Below are 20,716 nucleotides of genomic sequence, written 5' to 3'. Positions count from 1 at the left end.
AATGATTCCGCGACCGCCGGCCGAGCGTTTCTGAGAACCGCTACGGCTCTGTTCCTGAGCATGACCGTCGCGTTGGTCGCACAGTTGCCCGGGGAGTTCACGCCCGATTGGCTGCGGCCGTACGGACACGCATACCAGGTCGTCTGGCCGCAGCGGTGGTACTTCTTCTCGAACGCTCCGGAGTCGGAGGCCGTCGTCGCCTACCGCGTGAACACGGCTCGTGCGGACATGGAACCCGCGACCTGGTTGCACATGTCCCATGAGAACCTGTGGGGTCTGCTCCGGGTCGCCGACAGCCAGATGGTGGAGGCCGCATATCTGGCCCGGCGGATCCCGGCCGCGCAGTGGTCGGTCTGCAACGGGTCCCCCTCGCGCGACTGCCGTCACGAGAGCCTGAAGCAGGGCGTGCACGCCCTGGTCAACGACTTCCCACGGCCCACGCTGTGCGGAGTCGTCGTGCTCGCCTACGAGCGGCCGAAGCAGTGGACGCCCGGGGGCCGCTACGGCGCCGACGCGCGAGAACCCGCCAGGGTGTCCGCTCAGCGGCTGGATTGCGTCCGGTGACGAAGGTGACCGGGAGAGTGACGAAGGTGGCCGGGAGACTGGCGGCGCGCTTCGAACCCACCGGCCTGCCGATGGCGCTGGGACGGACGGTCATGTCCCTCGCCCAGTTGTCGGTCCTCCTCTTCACCCCCGACGCCGTCCTCTTCGCAGCGGTGCCGGGCGACCCCGCAGGCGTCGGCTGCGGAGGGCTCGCGAACCTGTCGCTGTGGTGTCTGACCGGGACCTCACCGGCCGCCCTGACGACGAACCGGATCATCGCCATCGTCGTCCTCATGGCGGTCGCGTCCGGGTACCGGCCCCGGTGGACCTGTGTGCCCCACTGGTATGTCACCTTCGGCCTGAGCATCGGCCTGACGATGCCGGACGGGGGCGCACGGGCCGCGCAGGCGGCCACCATGCTGATCATCCCCCTCTGCCTGGCCGACCGGCGTACCTGGTCGTGGGCCGGCCCGCCGCCGGAGATCCCGCCCGCCTGGCGAGGCGCTTCCTACGCGGCGCACCTGGCGCTCCGCTGCCAGATCGCGATCATCTACACCAGCGCCTGCCTGTCCAAGCTCCTGTCGCCGAGCTGGCGGAACGGCACGGCCATGTACGCGATCTCCAACGATCCCTTCTACGGAGCGCCCGACGCGCTCCACGAGCTCCTCGCCCCGCTCTTCCGCTCCTACGCACCGCTTGCGGCGCTCACCTGGTCGGTGCTCGCCGGAGAGCTGGCCATCGCGCTGTGCATGCTGGGGCCGGCCCGGCTGCGTCGCCTCGGCCTGACCATAGCGATCATGTTGCATGCCGCGATCATCGGGGTGATGGGCCTGTTCAGCTTCGGACTGATCATGATCGGCATCGTGACCCTTTCCTGTGCCGGACCGGTGACATCCGGCGATCCCCTCCCGACGAAGGGACCTCCCCATGCCCGTGGACATAGCCCTGCTCGATCTTGAACGGGCCTCCCAGGCGGAACTCCTGGGCCAGTTCGAGCTGGCCCGGGCGGCTTTCGCGGTGGATCGGCCGGACGCGCCGCCGCCGACGTTCGACGAGGTCGTCGACCGGCTCAGGATGCGGCCCGCCGGCATCGGGCGCAAACGTCTGTGGACCGCACACGACACGGGCGAGGTGGTCGGTCTGGCCGTCGTGCTCTTCCCGGAGGCGGAGAACACCGGACTTGCCGTCATGGAGCTCCGCGTTCATCCCCGTTCCCGCAACCGCGGCGTCGCGACACGGCTTCTCCAGGAGGTGCTTCCGATACTGCGGGCCGAGAACCGGCAACTGGTCACCGGAATGGGCGTGACGGCGGGAGGCGACGGGGAACGCTGGGCCGCCGCGTGGGGGTTCACCACCGTGCAGGGATTCGTCTTGCAAGTCCTCACCATCGCCGACGTCGATCCTGCCACCTGGCGGGTTCCCGTCCCGGCCGGTTACCGGCTGGAGCGCTGGCGGGGCACCGCTCCGGAGGCGCTGCTCGCGTCCTACGCGGAGGCACGCAGCGCCATCCACGACGCTCCCACCGGGGAGTCCAGCTACCGGCAGCCGGAGTGGACCCCGGAACGGGTCCGTGCGGCCGAGGAGGAGGCCCGGCGGCGCGGGGCCGAGCTGAGTACCGTCGTCGCGGTGCACGAGGCGACCGGCGCGGTGGCCGGGCTGACCGAGATCGAGACGCATCCCGGCCAGCCGGATCTGGCCTTCCAGGCCGATACCGCCGTCCTGGCCGGGCACCGGGGGCGCGGGCTCGGCCGGACGGTCAAAGCCGCGATGACGCGGTGGCTGGTGGCCGAGAAGCCGGGCATCGCCAGAGTGGCCACCACCACCGACGCCGGCAACGTCCATATGATCAGCGTCAACCACCAGGTCGGCTACCGGACGACGCGCACCATGATCGACGTGGAGGCGCCTCTGGCCACGCTGGAGGCGGAACTCAGGAAGCGGTCGCACGCAGACTGGTCCTGAGGGCTCGATGGCGAGTGCCGCCGGCGGCTCCGGCAGCTCAACCGAGATAGTCCTCCGGCCCGCCGTCGCGCACCGTGTCCAGCGTGACGCAGTGGAAGCCGCCGCCCAGGACCCGCGCGTGCCGCAGCGTGTGCGGGATCACCGTGATCCCGCGCTTCTCCATCGCGGCGATCAGCGCGGTCTGATCGGCGTCCACGATCGCGTGCTCGGGGTCCACCATGAGCAGGTTCATCCCCACCCAGGGGGTGCTGAGCGTGTACGGCAGCGCGGGAACACGCCGTTCCTCGATCGGCGGGCACCAGAGGACGTCCCAGCCCCTCAGCGGCTCCGGGATCGTCTCCGGCGTCACCCGCGCGGGGTTGAGCAGGACCAGCCCCGGCCGCAGGAAGGCGATCGTGCTGTCGATGTGGGTGCCGTTGTACAGCCCGCGGATGGGATGCACCCGCACGTCGCCGAGGAGCCTCAAGGTCGATTCCAGCCAGCGCAGGCCCAGTTCGTTGCCGCTGCGCGAGACCTGGTAGAAGACGTCACGGCCCAGGCGCAGCACGTTGGCCGCCTCGAAAGCGGGTTCGGCCTCGCCGAGGGCGGGCAGCCCGTCCTCGTCGACCAGGTAGAGCTCGTCGCGAAGTTGCGGCTTGGGGGCCGACAGCCAGTTCGCGCCGCGCAGCAGGTAGTCCTGGAACAGCGGGCGCATGCCGAACAGCTCGACGTAGCGGGCCCGCATCGGACTGGGGACTCGATGATGGTCGAGCCGACGACCAGTGCCAGGTCACGCGGGCAGTAGGAGCTGCGGCCCCGGGTGCGCCAGCCGGGATTGCCGTACTCCTGCCCGTGGTCCACGGCCGGGGGCTGGTGCACGGTGACGCCCAGGCCGCGCAGGACGGCGGCCAGCGCGGCCAGGTCCTCGTTGGACTCCTCGATGACGTGCCGCGGGAACAACCCCGCCTCGATCTTCGCCAACTCTGCGGGACTCAGGTCGGGATAGCAGTTCAGCCAGGCCGACGGGTCACTCTGTGCCGGAATCCGGGAGTGCGTGGCGTCACCGACGACGACCTCCCGCAAGGCGGTGAACTCGTCCCAGGAGTTGACCACTGCCCGGTCGGAGTCAGGCGCGACCGGAGCATAGCCAGCAATAGTCATATGTCCTCACATGCTGAAAAAATGGGCAATCTCAGGCGGCGGCGTCGGCCGACAGCAACCGCAGCCGTCGTTCGATGTCGCGTGCCGACTCCACGCCCCGCGCGACGATCGTGTAAGTGATGTTGCCGTTGATCGGCACGTAGTCACCGGTGAACAGGACGCCGAGCCGGGTGTCAGGGTCGTAGGCCAGCCCGCTGGCGTAGAGCCGTTCGAGCGCCTCGGGGAACGAGGTGCCCTTCAGCACGCGGCCGCGCTCCAGCAGGACCCGCTCGTCGCGGTGCTCCTCGCCCACGATCCGCCGGGCGACGTTGACGTGCAGGTGGGTGGAGGCGGTGAGGCGGCCGTTCGTCTCGGTGAAAACGATCTGCCCGTCCCGGGTGAGGATCGCGTCCGCGCAGATGTTCCCGCGGTAGCCCATGAGCCGGAAGAGGTCGCACAGCCGCCGCCCCTCCTCGACCAGGGTGGCCAGGGCCTGCGGGGAGACCGACACCGGCGGGACGATCTCGCCCACCGCGATCGGGTCCATCATGATCTCTCCCGAGCCCCGCAGCTCGCAGCCGTCGCCGGTGGCGTCGAACTCGGCGTAGACGGTCACCGAGCCGGGGAAGAACCGTTCGATCACCAGCCGGTCACCCTTGCCGCCGGTGAGCCACTCCCAGCGCTCCTCCAGGTAGCCGGCGACCGCCGCCTCATCCGGGAGGACGACCACATTGGGTGCGCCCGCGGCCTGCACGCCCGGTGCGGGGCTGAGGATCTCGTTGCCGAAGCCACCGCCGCCGAACTCCCGCTTGACCATGACGTCATAGCCGTCGCCCAGCAACCCGTTGATCGTCCTCTCCGCGTGGTGCCGGTTGCCGGTGACCACGCCGGGTGCGATCGGAATGCCCGCTCCGGCCGCGACCGCCCGGAAAACCGCCTTGCTGTTGACCAGGACGTTGCCGCCTTCGGCGATGAAGGCGCAGCCCGGCAGCGCGCCGTCGATACCGACAGAGGTGACCAGCTCGGGGATGGAGATGTCGGCGTAACAGGCGATGACGCCGTCGATCGTCCGCTCGGCGGCCACCTTGCGCAGTTCCTCACGGAACCCCTCATCGGCCAGGCGGTCCGGCGAGAGCAGGTCGCCGCCCAGCACACCGGGCGGGGGAACGAGGATGGACAGCGAGGACGCCGGGACGCCGGTCGTCGCGACGACGTAGCCGAGGAACGCCGGGTCCGGCTCCGCAGGCAGGATCACGACGTCGCCCTCCTGGGCGTACCACAGCAGCCGCTGCGCTCCCCAGCCGAAGGCTTTCTTCATCTCATCGGACAACTCCGCGAGATCGCCCACGATCTCCTCGGTGCAGTTACTGATGATCAATGTCGCCATTTCATACTCCGGTAGTGGTCAGATCGTCGGGTGTGCGGGCGGGCGCGGGCCGGCCGAGGAGGAAGAGTGCCGCGAAGACGCCGAGCGCGGTGATGCCGAGGGCGGAGACGAGTAGCGTTCCCCGCGCTCCGAACAGGTGGACGGCCGGTGCGCCGAGCATCGCGCCGAGCGGTACCGAGACGCCCATCACCGAGCCGCGCGCCGCCAGGAGCCGCGGCAGGATCTCGGGGGCGGCCAGGCGCTGGAACAACGTGGTGGTGACGGTGGGGAAGGGCCCCCAGATCACTCCGCACAGGGCGAACGCGGCCCAGGCCACCACCGTGGGGACGCCCAGGCCGAGCGGGATCAGTCCCAGGCCGAATCCCAGCACGATGCCGATCGTGGTCGGGATGAGCGGCCACTTCTGCAGGTGCCCCGCGACCAGGGCCCCCAACACCGCGCCGGCGCCGAAGGCCGTGTAGAACCCGGCGAGTGTGGCCGCGGAGGCGTGCAGGACGTCCACGACGTAGAGCGGGATGGCCACGGTCACCGGCCCGTAGAAGAAAAAGAAACCGAACGACAGGGCGAAAAGGATGACGATGTGCCGGTTCCTGTAGATAGCCCGGAATCCCGCCGCCGGCGAGGCGCCCGCCTTCACGCCCTGGCCTCCGGCTTCCGACGGGATCGCGAAACGGTAGGTGGCGGCCAGGGACGCCGAGGTCACGGCGATGATGGCCATCACGTGTTCTGGTCCGCTGTGGGCGATGACCGTGGCGGCCAGCAGCGGGCCGAACACCGTCGACAGCTCCAGCATCACGTTGACCAGCGAATTGCCCGCCAGGTGGTGCTGAGCGGGGAGCAGCTCCGCCAGCATCGTGTATCGCCCGGCCTTGCCCCATGCCGTCAGCAGTGACCCGATGCCCAGCAGGGCGATGTACAGGCCGATGCTCAAGCCGCCCAGCGCGGAGGCGAGGGGAATGGCCGCGAACACGGCCGTTCGCAGCAACGCGTCCCAGCCGGCCAGCTGAGGCCCGCTGCGGCCGTTGAGGAAGCGCCCGAACAGCACCCCGCCGAGCGCCCCGGGCAGGATGTGCGCGGTGATCGTGGCCGCGAGCCAGGCCCCCCTGGTGTCGGCGGGTGCCAGCTCCAGCGCCAGCCAGCTCACCGCCACGGTGGTCATTCCGCCGCCCAGGGCGGAGACCCCCAGCCCCGGCAGCACGCGCCTGAGAAGCGGATGGGTGATGACCGGCCAGTACGGCGATTTGCCGGCCGTCCTGGCCAGAGCAGCTCTGATGGACATCGCCACGGTGTCTACTTTCTTCGTATCGCTGGAGCCGGCCCTGCTCGCGCCCGGGGTTCATCCCATTCCTGCGGGAGCGGTCAGACTGGATGTCCGGTATCCACCGGACATACGCCCGCGCGAGAACATGATGAGGATGAGCACCCGCGTAAGAACGTGATGAGGATGAGCACCCCGCAAGAACGTGGTGAGGATGAGCACCCCGCAAGAACGTGGTGATCCTGAATCAATGCGCGCCGGCGGGGCGGGCGCATTCCCCGCCTCACCGGCGCGCTCTCATGCCCGGCCCTCACCGCTCGATGTCGAGCCGGCCTGGTATTCATGTCCTAACCGGCGAACGGCAGCTTCTTCACGTGCGGCACCTCCTTCCGCGTCAGCGGCAATCTAGGAGCTCCGCCTACCGGCCGACTACTGCACGACTACCGGGAGAATGGGCGCTGCCCGGCCTCGGCCTTTCTCGGTGAGTTCCACCGGATTCGATCCGGTGAGGCGGCCGGTAGACAGCGGTTAGCGGTCTGGTAGCAGCCGCGCGCATTATGGTTCCCGCCGATGGCGACCAGGACGAATACCGCTGATGCCCCGCGCACCCAGTTCAGCCCTTCAAGGAGTCACCATGGTGATGACCACGACCGGCAAGCCGAGTCTTTCGACGCGAGAAAGTGAGGTCTTGCAGCTCCTCGCGGATGGGTGCACCTATCAGCAGATCGCCCACCGCCTGGGGATCAGCGTGCATACCGTCAACACCCACCTGCGGAGGATCCGGGCCAAGAGCGGGGTGTGCACCAAGGTCGAGTTGGCCAAACTCGTGTTCACCGGAAGAGTCCAGGCGCAATGATGCACCCGTTTCTCTGAGAAAGGCTCCGGAGGACAGCGGCGTTCACGCCCGACCGGCCCCCGGAGCCTTTTCAGGATTCAGTTCTCATCCGGCTCGCGTTCACACGCCGGCCGCAACCCTTTCCTGGTGCGCAGGGGTGTTCTCCGCGATGAATATCTCCCGGACGGGTCCCCATAGCCATGGCGAAATCGCCGCCAGCTCAGCGAGCCCCAAGTAGACGAAGAACATCCCCTCGCTCTGCGTCCCGGAGGCGGCCCACCAGTCGTAAAGGAAACCCCCCGCGGCGAGGGCGAATGGATAGGGCCCCTGGGACAGGAGCCGCCGGCAACCGGTGACGACGCCCAGCGACTCCACCGGAGCCTGCCGTTGCCAGATGGCCGTCATCGGACCGCCGGTGATCTGGAGCATGGCGTTCCGGCCGAATGAGCCAAAGTACCACAGCCAGTGAAGACCCGGAACGACAAGCAGGATCCGTCCGATCACGGCGGCGATGCCCTGACTCACCGGAAGGAGCACTTCGTTCCTGTAGGGCCGTCTGCTCACGGTCATGAACAACGCGCCGGCCATCAGCCCGACGCCGCCCAACGCCGAGTAGAGCCCCCACCCCGCGGCGGAGGCGTGGCCCGTCACGTAGGCGACGAGTCCGCCGGCCGACAACCCGTTGAACAGATTGAGCGCACTGTACGAGAGCTGAAGCCGTCGCAATCCGCAATTGCCCCAGATGAATCTGAACCCCGTCATCACGTGGGCGTACGGCGTCCCCCCACCGCCTTGGTCGACGACGGGCAGAGAGCGCGCGAACACCCCCATGAGCGAGACGGACAGGGCCAATGTGATCACACTCGCGCCCAGTACGGTGCCCGGCCCGAACACCCCGTAGGCCCACGCGCCTCCGGCGGGCGCGAGGACTTGCGGAACGCTCTGCACCAGGTAGACCAGCGAGTTGGACCGGACGAGCTCGGCATCGGTGGCCAGGTGCCGGACGATGCTGACGATCAGCGACTGCGCCACGCTGTCGGCCAGTGCCTGGACGACGAAGACGGCGGCGATGAGCGCGAAGTCGACCCGTCCGGCCTGCGCCATCCAGAAGAGTGCCGCCACTGTGGCACCCAGCACGGCGTTGGCGGCCAGGAGGACCCGCCGCTGGCTGAAGCGATCGACGATCACACCGGCGAAGGGGGAGAAGAAGATGCTGGTGAACATGCGGACAGCGAGCAGCGTCGCCAACGTGCTCGCCCCGTCCGTCTCCTCGTACACCATCAATGTCACAGTGATCGCCGCCATTCCCGCGCCCAGGAGATTGACGAACTCCGACAGCAGGACCATCAGAAAAGTGACGCGCTTGGCAGCAGACGAACCGATCAAGCGATGACTCCAGGGTTTCGCAGGCGCGACAGGAACGAACGGTGGCCGCTCACGCGCTCAGGGCCGGTCCGCCGCGAACGGTTCCGACACGGCGTCGAGCCGTGAGACCTCCCCGCCGGAAAGGTGTACATCCGTCATGACGTCCGGCAGCTGGCCGACGGCGCTGACGCTCACCGCGGGCGACGTCACATTCCCATGGGAACGAGCCCAGCTCAGGGCCACCGCGGCAGGCGTGACACCGTGTGCGCCGGCGATGTCCAGCAGCTCGTCGAGGACCTTCCATCCCTCATCGGTGAAGTACCGGGTGACGATCCCCGAACGCGCGCTCTCGGCCTTCGACTCTCTTGTGTACTTTCCCGTGAGGAATCCGTTCGCCAATGACGAGTGCGGCATGAAGGGAATCGACTCCGCCCGCAGGCGTTCGGCGAGGAAATTCTCGTAGTAGCTCCGGTTGAGAAGGTGGTACTGCCCCTGGTAGAGGATCGGTCTCGGAGCGCCGATCCGATCACAGACGCTCAGCAGCTTCTCAAGCCGCTGCACCGGGTAATTGGAGACGGCCAGATTCCTGACCTTGCCCTCGGCGATCACCTCGGCGGCGCCCCGGACGGAGTCCTCCATGTCCGCGTCCGGATCGTCCATGTGGAAGTACAGCACGTCCACGTAGTCGGTCCGGAGCCGCCGGAGCGAGTTGTCGACGCACGTCCTGATGTTCTCCCGGGACAAGCCCTCGAAGCCGGGCATGCAGCCGACCTTCGTCGCGATGCAGATCTCACCGCGCCGGTCGGCGTTGTCGGCGAGCCATCCGCCGATCCCGGTCTCCGACTCCCCACCGGCGCATCCCGGTGCCCACGACGGATACGTGTCAGCCGTGTCCACATGAGTTCCGCCGGCTCCGATGAACGACTCCAGGATCGGCGGCGCGTCCTCAAGGCGCACCGTCCAGCCGAAGGCGTTGGTCCCCAGAGTGATCAGACCGTTGGTCCGGACGCCGCCCGGGGCGTTCGGGCCGGTCATGCCCGCTCCTCCGCGGCGCCGTCCTGCGCGATGCGCCGACGAGCCTCGTCCAGCGCGCACTTGGTGTAAACGATGGCCATCTCGTCCCTGCCGTCCGCCTCCAGGCCGTCCAGTGCCGTCGTCAGGTACTGAACCGCCTCGCCGTACCGCCCCTCCATGAAAAGGGACTTGCCGTGGTGCTGCAGGACGACGGCCTCATGCGGCGTCCCGACCGCTTCGCCCAGCAGCAGGCTGAAGTGCCGCGCCGCATCGACGTACCGGCCCTCCTCCCGGGCGATGTCACCAGTGAAGATCTTCTTGCGCATCGTGTCCGGCGAGATCGCCAGATAGCCCTTGGCCTCCTCGATCTCGCCGAGGGCGATGGCATAGCCGACCCTGTCGAGCGGGTTGTCCGTCCGGTCCATCGCCTCCCGGACGATCGCCGGATCGGTTGCCACCATCTTCTGGGTGACCCGGTGCACTCCCCAACCCGGGCCACCCTCGATGACCATGTCCACATCCACCATCGTCAACATCCTTTCTCTACGGGAATTCACCAGACTCTGACCCGCTCCGCCGGAGCAAGCCACATCTCGTCATCCGGTTGCACGTCGAACGCCCAATGGAACTCATCGAGGTTCCTGACCACCTGGTTGCAGCGGATCTCGCCCGGTGCATGCGGGTCGCTCCGGCCGGAGACCGCCGCGACCCGCGGGCTGACCTTCTGCCGCCACAGTCGCGCCCAGTTGCGGAAGAGCTCTCTTGCGCCGTCCTTCCGCTCGGCCTCGGACGCACCGGCCTCGTCGCAGTAGCGGAGGTAGGCGCCGACCGCGACGGAGAGACCGCTGAGGTCAGCGATGTTCTCGTTCAACGTCAACCGGCCGTCGACGGCGATCTCCGGGAAATCCGTCCTCCGCGCGCCGTCGAACTGCCTGACCAGTTCAGCCGTCCTGCTTCTGAACGCTTCCTCCTCCTCCGGCCCCCACCATGAGCCGACGATGCCGTCCGCGCCGAGCCGCACCCCGCGCTCATCGAATGCATGAGTCAGCTCGTGCGCGATGACGGCCCCCAGTCCCCCCATGTTCCGGGCGACCGCGCTGACGCTGAAGAAAGGCTCCTGCAGAATGGCCGCGGGAATGGCGATCCGGTTGGTACGGATATCGTAGTAAGCATTCACCTGGATAGGGTTTATCCACCAGTGGTCGGGGGACGCCTCTCTGCCGATTCGCTTGACATCGCATCCCACCTCGTGTTCCACGAGGGCGTGATAGTTGTCGAGCAACCGGTCTTCACGCAGCTCGGCAGCGCTGTAATCCCTCGCCGAGCTGGGCGCGACAAAGGCGACCCCCATCCTCTCCAGTTTCTCCAGGGCGGCGGTTCTGGCGGCCGGACCGAGCCATTCGCAGGCTCTCAGCACCTCCCCGTACTGCACGACGATGCGTTCCACGACACGCCATGCGTCGTCTCTGCTCGCCCCGTCGACGTGCCGGGCCGCATAGATCTCGCCGAGAGCATGGCCGAACGCCCGGTGGGTCAGGTACTCGCCTTGAGCACGCCGGCCCCGGCGCAGCCACCGCTGCGTTCCCGCCCGTTCGTTCAATGTCGTCCACACCGACGCGATCGACGTCGGCAGATACGGCGCCAATGAGGTAAGGACGCACCACAGCGCATAGCTCCGCAGCGTCGGCCCCGGCGTCCGGCCGAGAAGCGCCGCCAGGCCGTCGAACAGGTCCGGCTGCTCGACGTTGACGCGGTCGTGGGGACCGAGCTCGATTCCCGCCCCGTCCAGGAAGAGGACCAGGGTGGGATGAAGGGAGCGCAGCTCATCCGCCCCGAGCGTCTCGGCGGGACGTGCCGGACCGGCTGCGGCACGGTAGAGCACCGACAGCTCGGTTTCGAGGCCGACGACCTCCGCCGCCCACGCGTCGGCGTCGGGCCTCCCCGTGGCCGAGCTCATCAACCGCTCGATGTCCCGGCGATAGGAGTCGAGCTCTGCCCGGTTCGCCGGTTCGTAAGCATCGAGGGGCAGCGGCAGGACCGACCCGGTGAAGTTGCTGCGGTACAGCCGGCCGTCGCCGAGGACGACGTCCACATAGTGACGCACAGGCATGACCACGCCTCTGCGGTAGAACTCCCCGCAGAGCCGGTAGAAGTCCTCGTGATCACGGATGCGGTGGATCCGGTCGAGCAGCGGATCCAGCACCGCACGGCCCAGGACCTCGACTCCGTCCCGGTCGAGCCAGCTGCGCTGGAACGTCTCCGCCATGGGAACGACGCCCCCAGCGGGTGCGTCTCCCGTCTCGTCGAGAAGGCTCCGCACCGCCCGTTCGGTGGCGAGCTGCACCTGTGTGAAGGTGGAGACCATCGACTGCGCCGCCCCCAGCGGCGTATCCGCCTCCCACTCCGCGTTGACGCAGGCGTACAGGTCGTCCTGGGCTCTTCGTCCGGGCCTGCCGGCCGTCTTCGTCTCCCCATCGCGCACGTACTGTCCGCCCTACTGCTGAGACGACAACATGAAGCCGATGGACATGAGCCGCACGAACTCGCCGTCGACCAACGGGGTACGGCGATGCGGGGTCGCGTCACCCTTGAAGAGGAGGACCTCTCCGACATCGAGATCCACTTCCTGCACCTCCCCGGAAGCGGTGTAGAGCTGCAGGGCCGAGCTCCTGGTCTCCGACCGTTCCAGCATGATGAGGCAGTTGAGCGCGACCTTGTTCGGCTTGTCGATGTGCCATGGGAGATGATCCGTAGGCCGGTTGTACTGGAACGTCACCTTGCGGATGTGAGGCGCGAGCTTCAGTCCGCAGCGGTCGTCGATCCACTGCTTGAACTCGGTCCACCGCTCGATGTACGCATCCACCTCCGGTGACACTTCGGCGTACTCGACAAGGGTGTAGCGTTCGAACCCGCGGTGGAAAGCTGCGGCAGTCGTCTTCCGGAGATACTCCAGCGCCTCATGCGTCAGCCAGTCCGGCCGCCCCCGGTACAGGACCGACCGTCCCGGAATGCTGTCGAGGTAGCTGCCGATCGCCTTCATCGCGATCCGGCGGCCGAGAGTGGCCGGTTGCGGCAGCACCGAGTTCAGTACCTGCGCCATCACCTCGGAGAACCAGACCCGCTCGGTGATCGGCCGGCTGCCGATTGCGTCGAGCAGCCGGACGGGGACCGTGATGTCGCCGTCGTGATGTGCCTCGCCGCGACGGGAACGCAGTTCTCCGGAGATGGCAGTGATCCAGTGGAGGAATTCGGTGTCGGACTCGAGTTCCGGCAACCTCGCCTGCTCCACCGCCGCCGCATCCGCGATGAGCCGGACCACGTCGGCACGCCGTTCACGGGTCAGACCGACGCCGACCATGTCACGGTCCAGTCCATCGAGGACGGCGGACAGGGCCTCGTCGAGCAGGGCCCTGCCGTGCGGGTCCCGCCCGATCCGCCGCGCCTCCTCGACCAGCAGATCCCTGATTTCAGCGGCCACTCCCGACACCGCCTTCCATCGGGGCGATCGCCCGGCCGCCCTGAAGGGTCACCTGCAGAGCCTCCTGGAAGACCTGCGTCAATCCGATCAGCTCGCCGACCCGCATCGCTCCGGTGCTGCTGAAGGCCGAGGCGTGAGCCTGCAGCGCGGCCGACAGCTCGCTCACCACGGTGAGCGAGTCGACCGACGCCTGATGAATCGTCCGCCGCGTGAGATCATCCGTTCCACCGTGCCGGAGGATCCTGAGGCGCCAGGCGATGAGATGCCCGTACACCATCGCCGCGTGGAAGACGCGGTCGAGTTGCCACTGCTGCGGTGAACCATCGCTCTTTTTGCGCCACGATATGTCGACCAGCGGACTGGTGCGTGAATCGTAATCCCCGGTGAATACGCCTTCGGTGATGATCTGGTGATTGACATGCTGGTGAACGGACTCGTGATAGATGTTCTCAGCGAGGAGGAGCACCGATTCTTCGAGACTGACGCTCAATGGCGGGATATGCTTCAGCGCCACCCGGGAGAAGAACATGCACAGCGGAATGTCCGGAAGCGAGCACGAAGTGATGGGCCGCTGCCCGGCCGCGTGCTCGTCGAGCTCGATCAGCGCAAACGACGTGATGTAGGTCCGGACCATGGCGAATGCCCATGGAACCCCGGAGAGCGCGGTGAGCGCCTCGTGGACCCTTCGCCGGATCGGCTCATCCGGACTCGTCACCCGGTGGCCTTCCAGGCCGACTTCGCGATTCAAATCGCCGTCGCCGCTCGGGTGGATCCACCAGAATCGCTCGCCGGCCACGTCGAAAGGATGTGCTTCCGCTCCGGCGCGTGTCCTCCGGTCGTCTCGGCCGAGCATCAGGTCATGGATGTCAAAAGGCACCAGACCGGACAGCTCGCCACTCAGCCCGAAGCTGTCGGCCACTTGACCGCGTGAACCGGCGCGCGGCGCCAGAGGACGGTAGAGGTGGTCGGGCAGGGCCAAAGCCGGCATGATCTGCTCCTATTGCCAGTGATGAGGTGACAGGCCGATGTCCGTTGCGCGGAAGTCGCCCATGGTTTCGAGCTTCACGATGAAGGGCGCGTCTCCGGGAACGAGTTCGTGCACCCTCGCGATGAGCAGGTCAAGCTTCTCCTCAGAGGTCATTCCCTCGTCCGGGACGAGTTCGTCCAGCCGCCGACGCAATTGCACCAGCTTGTTGCGCGCGCTCCTGCGATGAGCCGACTGAAGCTGGGAAGTGGGAACCACACGGGCTATGCGTTCCAGCCGCTCGTCGGGCCCCAGCGACGGATCAGGCAGATTGGCGAGCAGTTTGACGCTGAGCCTCACCAGCTCGTTCACGACGTCAAAATGATTCTCTTGCTGCGGGGGGACGTAATCCTCGTCCTTGAACGGCCGCCTGAGCCGGGGCGGCACCATGCCGGGTGCCGGCGGATTGTATTCGAGCTTAATTTCCATTGCCGGCTCCAGCACCGATCGTCGTTCCCGCCGCCTCGATCTCGTCTCTCGTCGGCGGCGCCGAGGGTGCGTCCTGGACGTTCCACAGCGCCCTCGACTTGGTCTTGAAGCTGAAGCTGACCAGGATGACCTCCTCGCCTTCCGCCAGTGGCGTCCTGCCGTGCGGCGTGAAGGCCCCGTCGAAGAGGACGAAGCTTCCCGTTTCGAGTGGGCACGACCGGTACCCGCCGGACTGGATGAAAACGGTGGCGCTCGGGTTCCGCGTGGAGTCGGGCACCACATGGCGGAGGCAGATGATGAGGTTCACCTCGCCGTAGTGGAAGTCGTCCAGATGGAAGTCCAGATGCCCGCCCGCTTCGAAATAGGCGATGTACGTGGCGCCCTGCGGCTCCTCCACATCGACACCCGTCAATTCCGAGACCAGCTCGGACAAATGGTGGCGGTCGACGAAATCAAGGGCCGCAGGGCCCACGGGGGCATTCCATTTCCCATTGTGGATGAAGCCCTCGGAGCGCAGTGCCGCCACGGCCTCCTCGGTCATCCCGGAGATGCTCTCCAGTGTGAACAGATCGTGATCGGCGACGAACCGGGGCGTGATCCGCATATTCCTGTCAAGCTTCATAATCTCTTCGGAGATCGCGGGGAAGGTGCCCTCCCAGTATTCACGCCCACTCCTGACGGTAGTCCTCTCGCGGAGCCAGGTGGTCCAGCGCTGGCTCCATGAGAGTTCTCCCGTCTCCGACGTAGCCGTCACGTCCTCACTCCTTCAGCGGTCCATGGAATGCGGTTTCAGAGCACTGGTCAGGCGTCGTCGCCCGGCGTCTCAGGGGCGTCGACCTCTTCCGCGGAGGTGATGGTCGCAAGCATCCTGGGCTCGGGGACCATGTGGTCGAGACGACGGGTGAGGCGCTCCACGGAAACGTTGGAGATGTCCTTGCTCATGATCACTCCATCTCTGGATTCGACATCCGAGCTTTTCTCGTTGTCGGTGGTGACAAGTTTCCCGATGCCGGGTCGCCGCCATAAGTCGCCTGGATTCGCGACTTGACCTCCGTAACCCGGTGAGTGCGGCGGTCCTCTCCTCGGCGTCCGGGGCATCCGCCGGGGCGGCCCCGGGCGGGCGCCCGCGCGGGGCCACAGGTGAGATGCGGGCCCAGCTGCCGGTAGAAATCCTCACTTCCCGGAGGCCGCGACGGCGCAGACCCCGTCCCTCCCGGCCGAGGAGCGCCCGTATCGCTCCCTGACCTGGGCGGACACCTCACTCGCCGCGAGCCTCGAGGGAGTTCCCCATACTGAGCCGATCAGAAGTTTCGGTACTTGCCAGGGGGCGGCGAGAGATCGCGTTCCGGCCGGGACATGCTGGGAGTATGGCCAGAAAAGGTCGCAGAGCGACGTTCGAGGAGAAGGTCTTCGCCCTCCGGCTGCTGAAGCAGGGCATGTCCCCGGATCGGGTGGCCGAGGCGTTGGATGTGGGCCGCGAATCGATCTTCCGGTGGAAACGCCAGGCGCGCACCGGCGGCACCGAGGCATTGCGGATCAAAAAGGCGCCGGGACGGCCCCGGAAACTGCGGCCCGGCCAGGAGCAGACCGTCAAGGCGCTGGTGCGCGATATCACGCCGCGCCAGGTGCTGGGCACCGCCACCGCGCTGTGGACCCGGGCGCTGGTGGCGATGGTGATCGCGGCCTGGTTCGGCATCGGGATCTCGGTGACCTCGGTCGGGCGGCTGCTGCACCCAGGTCAACCAAGCTCACCAGCCAGACCTGCCTTCTTGATCCAGCGACCCCATCGGGCGCTGCGCTCAAACTGGGACGCAATCGACTTGCCAGAAGGAAGGGATCCATCTGGAAGACGGTTCGATTGTGCCCATCGCCATGCCGACCGATGGAGATCCACGATGTCCTCGTCACGCAGCCGGAAGCGCCCCTCCGGTGCCGGTCGAACGCCCTCCGCCTCGGCCTCCTCAGCAGCGACTTCCGACCGCTCGTCATTCGCCGGTCTTGACGCCACTCGGCGGATCTGAGCCATCAGCAGTTCGTAGCTCCCGATCAGGGCGGCGCTCGGCCAGGCGGCGATGATGCGGCCGATCAGGGTGGGTTCGGCGACGGCGACGTTGGCACCCAGGCTGGCCAGGCTGCCGACCACGAGCAGCATCCAGGCCAGGGCGCCGCTGCGGGAGCCGTACCGGTTGGCCAGCAGGATCGACATCGAGGCGACGACGATGGTGCCGTCGACGGCGAGCGGGATGAGCACGGCCGCCAGGTGGTCCTCGCCGTGGCGCAGGCACAGCTCGTGCATGTGCCGGAAGGAGACGACCGCCGCGATCATGGCCAGGAGCGCGACGCCGCCGACGGTCGTGCGCTGGATGCGGCGTACCGCGTGAGAGTCCGGTGCCATCGCCGCTCACCCCTGTCCGAGCGGGAAGCGGGTGGTGAGGGCGAAGGGGTGTGCGATTGGTTCGGCTCCCCCCTCGGACACACACTGTGGTACGTGCTGGGCCTGGCCTCGACCGCGACAACTCTCTCTGAGGGGTCGTAGACGAGGTGCAGGCCCATCTGCGTGTAGGGGCCGTTCCGGTCGGCCGGGTCCTCTCATCAGCGACGCGACGGGATCCGGATCCAGGGCGTTGAGCGCCGGACCGATCACCGCGACGCCGGCAGCGGGCCCAGGGCGGCCGCCAGGTCGGCGGGCCCGCCGTACACCACACCGGTCATACCGAGCTCGACCGCGGCCGCCTCCAGCACGGCGTCGATCTGCGCGGTCGAGCTGGAGACCAGCACGACGGGAACGTGCCTGCGCACCCGCCCAGCCGGTCCCGCCGGGGATGCGCACCGTACGCGATCTCCAGAGCCTCGTCCAGCCACTTGAAACGGGCCGCGGGCCGGGCCGGCTCTGTTCGCTGAGCGTCCACTGAGCCGGCTCGGCCGATCAGGCCTGTCCGCCGCCGAACACCTCGCCGATGAGCCGCTGCGTCGCCTGCTGGAACGCCGCCCCCAAGGACAGTTCGGCGTCGTCGACGTAGTTCAGCGTGGCGGTCAGGGTCGTGCCGCCGTCGGGCGTGCTGTACATCAGCGCCGCGTGGCCGGAGATGCCGCCGTTGTGGGAGATGACGGTGCCGCCGTCGTCCGTGGTCACCACGAACACGCCCAGGCCGTAGCCCATGTTCGGGATGCCCGTCGGGTGCGGAGTGAGCATCTCGGCCAGCAGCGCGTCCGGCAGGAGCCTGCCGCCCACCAGCGCGGAGATGAACGTGTGCAGATCCCGGGTGGTCGAGATCATGTCGCCGCCGCTGGAGATCCAGGAGGGGTTCTGGCGGGTGACGTCGACCGTCTCGTGCCGGCCGTCGTCCTCGTAGCGGTAGTAGGCGTGGGCGTGCGGCTCGGGGAGGTCCGGCTCGGTGCCGGGCACCACGGTGCCCGACAGTCCGAGCGGGCCCAGGATCAGCCGCTGCATCTCCTCGGCGCAGGTGCGGCCGGTGACCTTCTCGATCAGCAGCCTGGCCAGCACGTAGTTGGTGTTGGAATAACTCCACTCCGTCCCCGGCTCGAACCGCGCCGGCTTGGACAGCGCCAGCCGTACCAGCTCCCCTGGGCGGTAGGTCCTGAACCGGTCCTCCACCCACTCCTTGCCCGACCAGACGACCCCGGCCACGAAGTCCGGGTAGTAGTCGCCGGTGTGGTTGAACACCCCGCTGGTGTGCTGCAGCAGCATCCGCACCGTGATCCGCCGGTCCAGGCCGAACTCGGGCAGACAGTCGTCCACCGGGGTGTCCAGCCCGATCCTGCCCTCGGCCACCAGCTGCAGCACCAGGGTCGCGATGAAGGTCTTGGTGTTGCTGCCGATCCGGATGTGCCCGTCGGCCGGGGGTTCGGCGGTCCCGCCCAGCTCGGCCGCCCCGGCGCCGCCGACCCACTCGCCCCGCTCGTCGTGCACGCGCAGCGACACCCCGACGAAGCCGGAATCGACGATCTCCTGGATGGCCTTCTGCAGCTCCGGGCGATCCTGCCCGGCAAGGGTGGTGGACATGGTGGTGCGCTCCTTCGAATCTTCTGAATCCGGTACGGGGTTCGGTCGTCAGGCGGCGTCGAGAGCCTCGGTGATCTTGCGGGCCATCTCGGTCATGGTGGGGCTGGGCGCGCCCTTCTGCGGCCGGGCGGCCGCTTCGACGGCGACGATGACGGTGCGGCGGAAGTTGTCGGCCTCGGCCGGAGCGTGCTGCTTGAGCAGGCCCATGGAGGCCGTCAGGGCCGGCAGCACCTGGTCGGCGAGCTCGGCGGTGGACTTGGCGTTCAGGCCCTTCGGCGCCTTGGCGAGCACGTGCCCGACCGGACCGGTCGCGGAGGTCAGGGCGATGGAGGCCTCGGTGGCGGCCTTGTGGGGCGAGCCGGCGGCGCCGGCGGCGGCCATCAGCGCGACGGCGCCCCAGCCGGCGGTCCGCAGGGTGATGGCGTCCTGGTCGGTGAGGGTGACGGACATGGTGGGTGCTCCTTCAAAGCTGTTACGGAGTTCGGCGGGGTTCGGCCGGCCGGGCGGCCGGCCGAACCGTTCATGGCTCAACCATCGCGGGCGGCTCTGATACCGGGCCGTCGCCGTCCTGACGCGGCCGCTGACACGACGGCGTGCACGGGCACGCCCGGGATCAGCACATGCCGGGATGGCCTCCGGGCGCGATCCGCTCTCGCGGCTGTGCTGACCGCAGGCCCGACGTCAGACGGGCGGGCAGGCGATGGCGGGGCGGAGACGGCACCGGCTCACGTGGACCGGGAGAAGGGTGACGGCCTCGCCCATGGCCGTGGTCGGGACGATCTCGATGTCCTGTGGCGCTACGAGCCCCATTTCACCTGTTTGCGCTGCATATGGGGAAAGTTTGGTCCATCAGCGTCAGGAGGTCGTTCAGCGTTCGCGCCAGCCGCCGTGTCCGGCGACGAGCGCGTCGGCGGCGGCCGGTCCCCACGTGCCCGGTGGGTACGGCTGGACCGGCGGCGGGGCCGTGATGAGGGGTTGCATGATCCGCCAGGTCTCCTCGACCCCGTCCTGGCGCTGGAACCTGGTGCTGTCTCCGATCATGGCGGCGTGGAGCAGCACCTCGTACGGCGTCGGTCCCTCGCCGCCCTCCTGTGCGAACGCCATGTCCAGCGTGATCGGCTCGGGGCCGGGGGCGTCGGAGCGGTGCGCCTGCAGCCGGAACCGGATGCCGGTGAAGGGGTCGAGCCTGATGACGAGTTCGTCCGGTTCGGGCTGGTGGAGGCCGGGGAGCCGCAGGCCGAGCCGGGGCGGCCGCCGGAAGATCAGGCGGAACTCGGTCTCGGTGGTCGGCATGTGCTTGCCGGCGCGGATGAAGAAGGGGACGCCGGACCAGCGCCAGTTGTCGATCTCCAGGCGGAGGGCGGCGTACGTCTCGGTCGACGAGTCGGCGGCCACCCCCGGGACGTTCCGGTAGCCGTCGTACTGGCCGCGTACGGTGTGAGCCGGGTCGGCGTCCCCGACGGCCCGCCACAGCGCCAGCTGGGCGTCCTTGATGGTGTCGGAGCGGCCGCCGGCGGGCGCCTCCATCGCGCCGGCCGCGACGACCTGCATGAGGTGGTTGACGATCACATCGCGTACGGCGCCGACCGGGTCGTAGAAGTGCCCCCGGTCGTCGACTCCGAAGCTCTCGGCCATGGTGATCTGGACCGAGTCGACGTAGTTGCGGTTCCAGACCGGTTCCAGCATGGTGTTGGCGAACCGGAAGTAGATCAGCTCCTCGAGTCCCATCTTGCCGAGGAAGTGGTCGATTCTGTACAGCCGGGGTTCGGCGATGTGCCGGTGGATGTCCTCGGCCAAGGCGACGGCCGAGTCCAGGTCGTGGCCGAAGGGCTTCTCCACGACGACCCGCCCGGACCTGACCAGGTCGGCCTCCGCCAGACCCCGGGTGACGCGGCCGAACAGGAACGGCGGTATCTCGAGATAGAACACCGGGGTGGCGGCCGCGCCGATCTCGGTCGCCACCCGCTGGTAGGTGGACGGCGCGTCGAAGTCGCCGGCCAGGTACGTCATGCGTGTCGCGAGGCGGTTGAACGCGTCTTCGTCGATCTTCTCACCAGTGCCTTCGATCGCCGCGCGCGCGTGGGCGGCGAGGTCGTCGTGGCTCCAGTCGTCGACGGCCACGCCGACGATCGGGCAGTCGAGCAGTCCGCGTTGTTCCAGGCGGTAGAGCGAGTGGAAGGTCATCACCTTCGCGAGGTCGCCGCTGATGCCGAAGACGACCAGGACGTCCGCGGGCTGCGGGGCCTCGTTCCGAGAATCTCGTGCCATCCTGAGCCTG

General features: G+C 68.1%; 22 protein-coding genes and 1 pseudogene. 5 read left to right on the top strand and 18 right to left on the bottom strand.

Going from position 1 to position 20,716, the window contains the following annotated elements; translation table 11 throughout:
* Positions 1–60 precede the first annotated feature (60 nt).
* Genes Pta02_RS01055 through Pta02_RS01045 form a run of 3 tightly spaced genes read left to right on the top strand, consistent with a single transcriptional unit; the run spans position 61 to position 2,505 of the window.
* On the top strand, positions 61–564 hold the full coding sequence (locus Pta02_RS01055) for an SdpA family antimicrobial peptide system protein (RefSeq protein WP_203872697.1): 504 nt from the start codon (positions 61–63) through the stop codon (positions 562–564).
* Between the two features lie 17 nt (positions 565–581).
* Positions 582–1,502 carry a sporulation-delaying protein SdpB family protein gene (locus Pta02_RS01050; protein ID WP_203872696.1) on the top strand — a complete coding sequence of 307 codons (921 nt, stop codon included), beginning with the start codon at positions 582–584 and terminating at the stop codon, positions 1,500–1,502.
* Complete coding sequence (locus Pta02_RS01045) at positions 1,471–2,505, top strand: GNAT family N-acetyltransferase (RefSeq protein ID WP_203872695.1); 1,035 nt, start codon at positions 1,471–1,473, stop codon at positions 2,503–2,505. Before Pta02_RS01050 ends, Pta02_RS01045 begins: the two co-directional genes overlap by 32 nt.
* A gap of 37 nt (positions 2,506–2,542) precedes the next feature.
* On the opposite strand, the gene Pta02_RS01040 is transcribed toward Pta02_RS01045, so the two are convergent.
* The 3 genes from Pta02_RS01040 to Pta02_RS01030 form a co-directional block, all read right to left on the bottom strand.
* Complete coding sequence (locus Pta02_RS01040; protein WP_203872694.1) at positions 2,543–3,229, bottom strand: hypothetical protein; 687 nt, start codon at positions 3,227–3,229, stop codon at positions 2,543–2,545.
* 447 nt (positions 3,230–3,676) lie between these two features.
* Complete coding sequence (locus tag Pta02_RS01035) at positions 3,677–5,011, bottom strand: preATP grasp domain-containing protein (protein WP_203872693.1); 1,335 nt, start codon at positions 5,009–5,011, stop codon at positions 3,677–3,679.
* 1 nt (position 5,012) lies between these two features.
* On the bottom strand, positions 5,013–6,290 hold the full coding sequence (locus tag Pta02_RS01030; RefSeq protein WP_203872692.1) for an MFS transporter: 1,278 nt from the start codon (positions 6,288–6,290) through the stop codon (positions 5,013–5,015).
* Positions 6,291–6,903: 613 nt separating this feature from the next.
* Here Pta02_RS01030 and Pta02_RS01025 point away from each other — a divergent pair.
* Positions 6,904–7,125: a response regulator transcription factor gene (locus tag Pta02_RS01025; protein ID WP_239129196.1), complete on the top strand. Its 222-nt coding sequence runs from the start codon at positions 6,904–6,906 to the stop codon at positions 7,123–7,125.
* 99 nt (positions 7,126–7,224) lie between these two features.
* Here Pta02_RS01025 and Pta02_RS01020 read toward each other — a convergent pair whose 3' ends face one another.
* Genes Pta02_RS01020 through Pta02_RS00980 form a run of 9 tightly spaced genes read right to left on the bottom strand, consistent with a single transcriptional unit; the run spans position 7,225 to position 15,356 of the window.
* Positions 7,225–8,490, bottom strand: a complete 1,266-nt coding sequence (locus tag Pta02_RS01020) for an MFS transporter (protein ID WP_203872691.1) — start codon at positions 8,488–8,490, stop codon at positions 7,225–7,227.
* Positions 8,491–8,547: 57 nt separating this feature from the next.
* On the bottom strand, positions 8,548–9,504 hold the full coding sequence (locus Pta02_RS01015) for an aldo/keto reductase (RefSeq protein ID WP_203872690.1): 957 nt from the start codon (positions 9,502–9,504) through the stop codon (positions 8,548–8,550).
* Positions 9,501–10,001, bottom strand: coding sequence for a hypothetical protein (locus Pta02_RS01010; protein ID WP_203872689.1), 501 nt, complete (start codon positions 9,999–10,001; stop codon positions 9,501–9,503). Before Pta02_RS01010 ends, Pta02_RS01015 begins: the two co-directional genes overlap by 4 nt.
* A gap of 35 nt (positions 10,002–10,036) precedes the next feature.
* On the bottom strand, positions 10,037–11,965 hold the full coding sequence (locus Pta02_RS01005) for a M13-type metalloendopeptidase (RefSeq protein ID WP_203872688.1): 1,929 nt from the start codon (positions 11,963–11,965) through the stop codon (positions 10,037–10,039).
* A 12-nt stretch (positions 11,966–11,977) separates the two neighbouring features.
* Positions 11,978–12,961, bottom strand: a complete 984-nt coding sequence (locus Pta02_RS01000; RefSeq protein WP_203872687.1) for a hypothetical protein — start codon at positions 12,959–12,961, stop codon at positions 11,978–11,980.
* A complete protein-coding gene (locus Pta02_RS00995) occupies positions 12,951–13,949 on the bottom strand; it encodes a hypothetical protein (protein ID WP_203872686.1) in 999 nt (332 codons plus the stop codon). The genes Pta02_RS01000 and Pta02_RS00995 overlap by 11 nt, the downstream gene beginning before the upstream one ends.
* Before the next feature lie 9 nt (positions 13,950–13,958).
* Entirely contained in the window at positions 13,959–14,414 is a 456-nt protein-coding gene (locus Pta02_RS00990) for a hypothetical protein (protein ID WP_203872685.1), read from the bottom strand.
* Positions 14,404–15,168, bottom strand: a complete 765-nt coding sequence (locus Pta02_RS00985) for a hypothetical protein (RefSeq protein WP_203872684.1) — start codon at positions 15,166–15,168, stop codon at positions 14,404–14,406. Before Pta02_RS00985 ends, Pta02_RS00990 begins: the two co-directional genes overlap by 11 nt.
* 47 nt (positions 15,169–15,215) lie before the next feature.
* The gene (locus Pta02_RS00980) at positions 15,216–15,356 is read right to left on the bottom strand and encodes a hypothetical protein (RefSeq protein WP_203872683.1); all 141 of its coding nucleotides are present in this window, start codon (positions 15,354–15,356) and stop codon (positions 15,216–15,218) included.
* 425 nt (positions 15,357–15,781) lie between these two features.
* Here Pta02_RS00980 and Pta02_RS42240 point away from each other — a divergent pair.
* Positions 15,782–16,132: pseudogene (locus Pta02_RS42240) on the top strand (helix-turn-helix domain-containing protein); the annotation flags it as partial.
* Between the two features lie 20 nt (positions 16,133–16,152).
* Here the strand turns inward: Pta02_RS42240 and Pta02_RS00975 are convergent.
* The 6 genes from Pta02_RS00975 to zwf form a co-directional block, all read right to left on the bottom strand.
* Positions 16,153–16,809: a DUF2637 domain-containing protein gene (locus tag Pta02_RS00975; RefSeq protein ID WP_203872682.1), complete on the bottom strand. Its 657-nt coding sequence runs from the start codon at positions 16,807–16,809 to the stop codon at positions 16,153–16,155.
* Between the two features lie 245 nt (positions 16,810–17,054).
* On the bottom strand, positions 17,055–17,213 hold the full coding sequence (locus Pta02_RS00970; protein WP_203872681.1) for a hypothetical protein: 159 nt from the start codon (positions 17,211–17,213) through the stop codon (positions 17,055–17,057).
* 127 nt (positions 17,214–17,340) lie between these two features.
* Complete coding sequence (locus Pta02_RS00965; RefSeq protein WP_203872680.1) at positions 17,341–18,438, bottom strand: serine hydrolase domain-containing protein; 1,098 nt, start codon at positions 18,436–18,438, stop codon at positions 17,341–17,343.
* A 48-nt stretch (positions 18,439–18,486) separates the two neighbouring features.
* Positions 18,487–18,888, bottom strand: a complete 402-nt coding sequence (locus Pta02_RS00960) for a hypothetical protein (RefSeq protein WP_203872679.1) — start codon at positions 18,886–18,888, stop codon at positions 18,487–18,489.
* A 231-nt stretch (positions 18,889–19,119) separates the two neighbouring features.
* A complete protein-coding gene (locus Pta02_RS41765; RefSeq protein ID WP_275423544.1) occupies positions 19,120–19,248 on the bottom strand; it encodes a hypothetical protein in 129 nt (42 codons plus the stop codon).
* Between the two features lie 57 nt (positions 19,249–19,305).
* Positions 19,306–20,706, bottom strand: a complete 1,401-nt coding sequence (zwf, locus tag Pta02_RS00955) for a glucose-6-phosphate dehydrogenase (protein WP_203872678.1) — start codon at positions 20,704–20,706, stop codon at positions 19,306–19,308.
* Positions 20,707–20,716: the final 10 nt, after the last annotated feature.

This window comes from Paraplanobispora takensis (genome assembly GCF_016863195.1).
GTDB classification, from domain to species: Bacteria; Actinomycetota; Actinomycetes; order Streptosporangiales; family Streptosporangiaceae; genus Planobispora; species Planobispora takensis.
Note: the sequence above shows the minus strand (reverse complement) of the source record. Positions and strands in the feature narration are given on the sequence as shown.

Excerpts from the sequence above, each read along its gene's own strand:
- Pta02_RS00960 (WP_203872679.1), bottom strand. The coding sequence starts at position 18,888 with ATGTCCGTCACCCTCACCGACCAGGACGCCATCACCCTGCGGACCGCC.
- Pta02_RS41765 (WP_275423544.1), bottom strand. The coding sequence starts at position 19,248 with ATGGGGCTCGTAGCGCCACAGGACATCGAGATCGTCCCGACCACGGCC.
- zwf (WP_203872678.1), bottom strand. The coding sequence starts at position 20,706 with ATGGCACGAGATTCTCGGAACGAGGCCCCGCAGCCCGCGGACGTCCTG.
- Pta02_RS01015 (WP_203872690.1), bottom strand. The coding sequence starts at position 9,504 with ATGACCGGCCCGAACGCCCCGGGCGGCGTCCGGACCAACGGTCTGATC.
- Pta02_RS00990 (WP_203872685.1), bottom strand. The coding sequence starts at position 14,414 with ATGGAAATTAAGCTCGAATACAATCCGCCGGCACCCGGCATGGTGCCG.
- Pta02_RS00995 (WP_203872686.1), bottom strand. The coding sequence starts at position 13,949 with ATGCCGGCTTTGGCCCTGCCCGACCACCTCTACCGTCCTCTGGCGCCG.
- Pta02_RS00975 (WP_203872682.1), bottom strand. The coding sequence starts at position 16,809 with ATGGCACCGGACTCTCACGCGGTACGCCGCATCCAGCGCACGACCGTC.
- Pta02_RS01040 (WP_203872694.1), bottom strand. The coding sequence starts at position 3,229 with ATGCGGGCCCGCTACGTCGAGCTGTTCGGCATGCGCCCGCTGTTCCAG.
- Pta02_RS01055 (WP_203872697.1), top strand. The coding sequence starts at position 61 with ATGACCGTCGCGTTGGTCGCACAGTTGCCCGGGGAGTTCACGCCCGAT.
- Pta02_RS01045 (WP_203872695.1), top strand. The coding sequence starts at position 1,471 with ATGCCCGTGGACATAGCCCTGCTCGATCTTGAACGGGCCTCCCAGGCG.
- Pta02_RS01030 (WP_203872692.1), bottom strand. The coding sequence starts at position 6,290 with ATGTCCATCAGAGCTGCTCTGGCCAGGACGGCCGGCAAATCGCCGTAC.
- Pta02_RS00980 (WP_203872683.1), bottom strand. The coding sequence starts at position 15,356 with ATGAGCAAGGACATCTCCAACGTTTCCGTGGAGCGCCTCACCCGTCGT.
- Pta02_RS01035 (WP_203872693.1), bottom strand. The coding sequence starts at position 5,011 with ATGGCGACATTGATCATCAGTAACTGCACCGAGGAGATCGTGGGCGAT.
- Pta02_RS01025 (WP_239129196.1), top strand. The coding sequence starts at position 6,904 with ATGGTGATGACCACGACCGGCAAGCCGAGTCTTTCGACGCGAGAAAGT.
- Pta02_RS00965 (WP_203872680.1), bottom strand. The coding sequence starts at position 18,438 with ATGTCCACCACCCTTGCCGGGCAGGATCGCCCGGAGCTGCAGAAGGCC.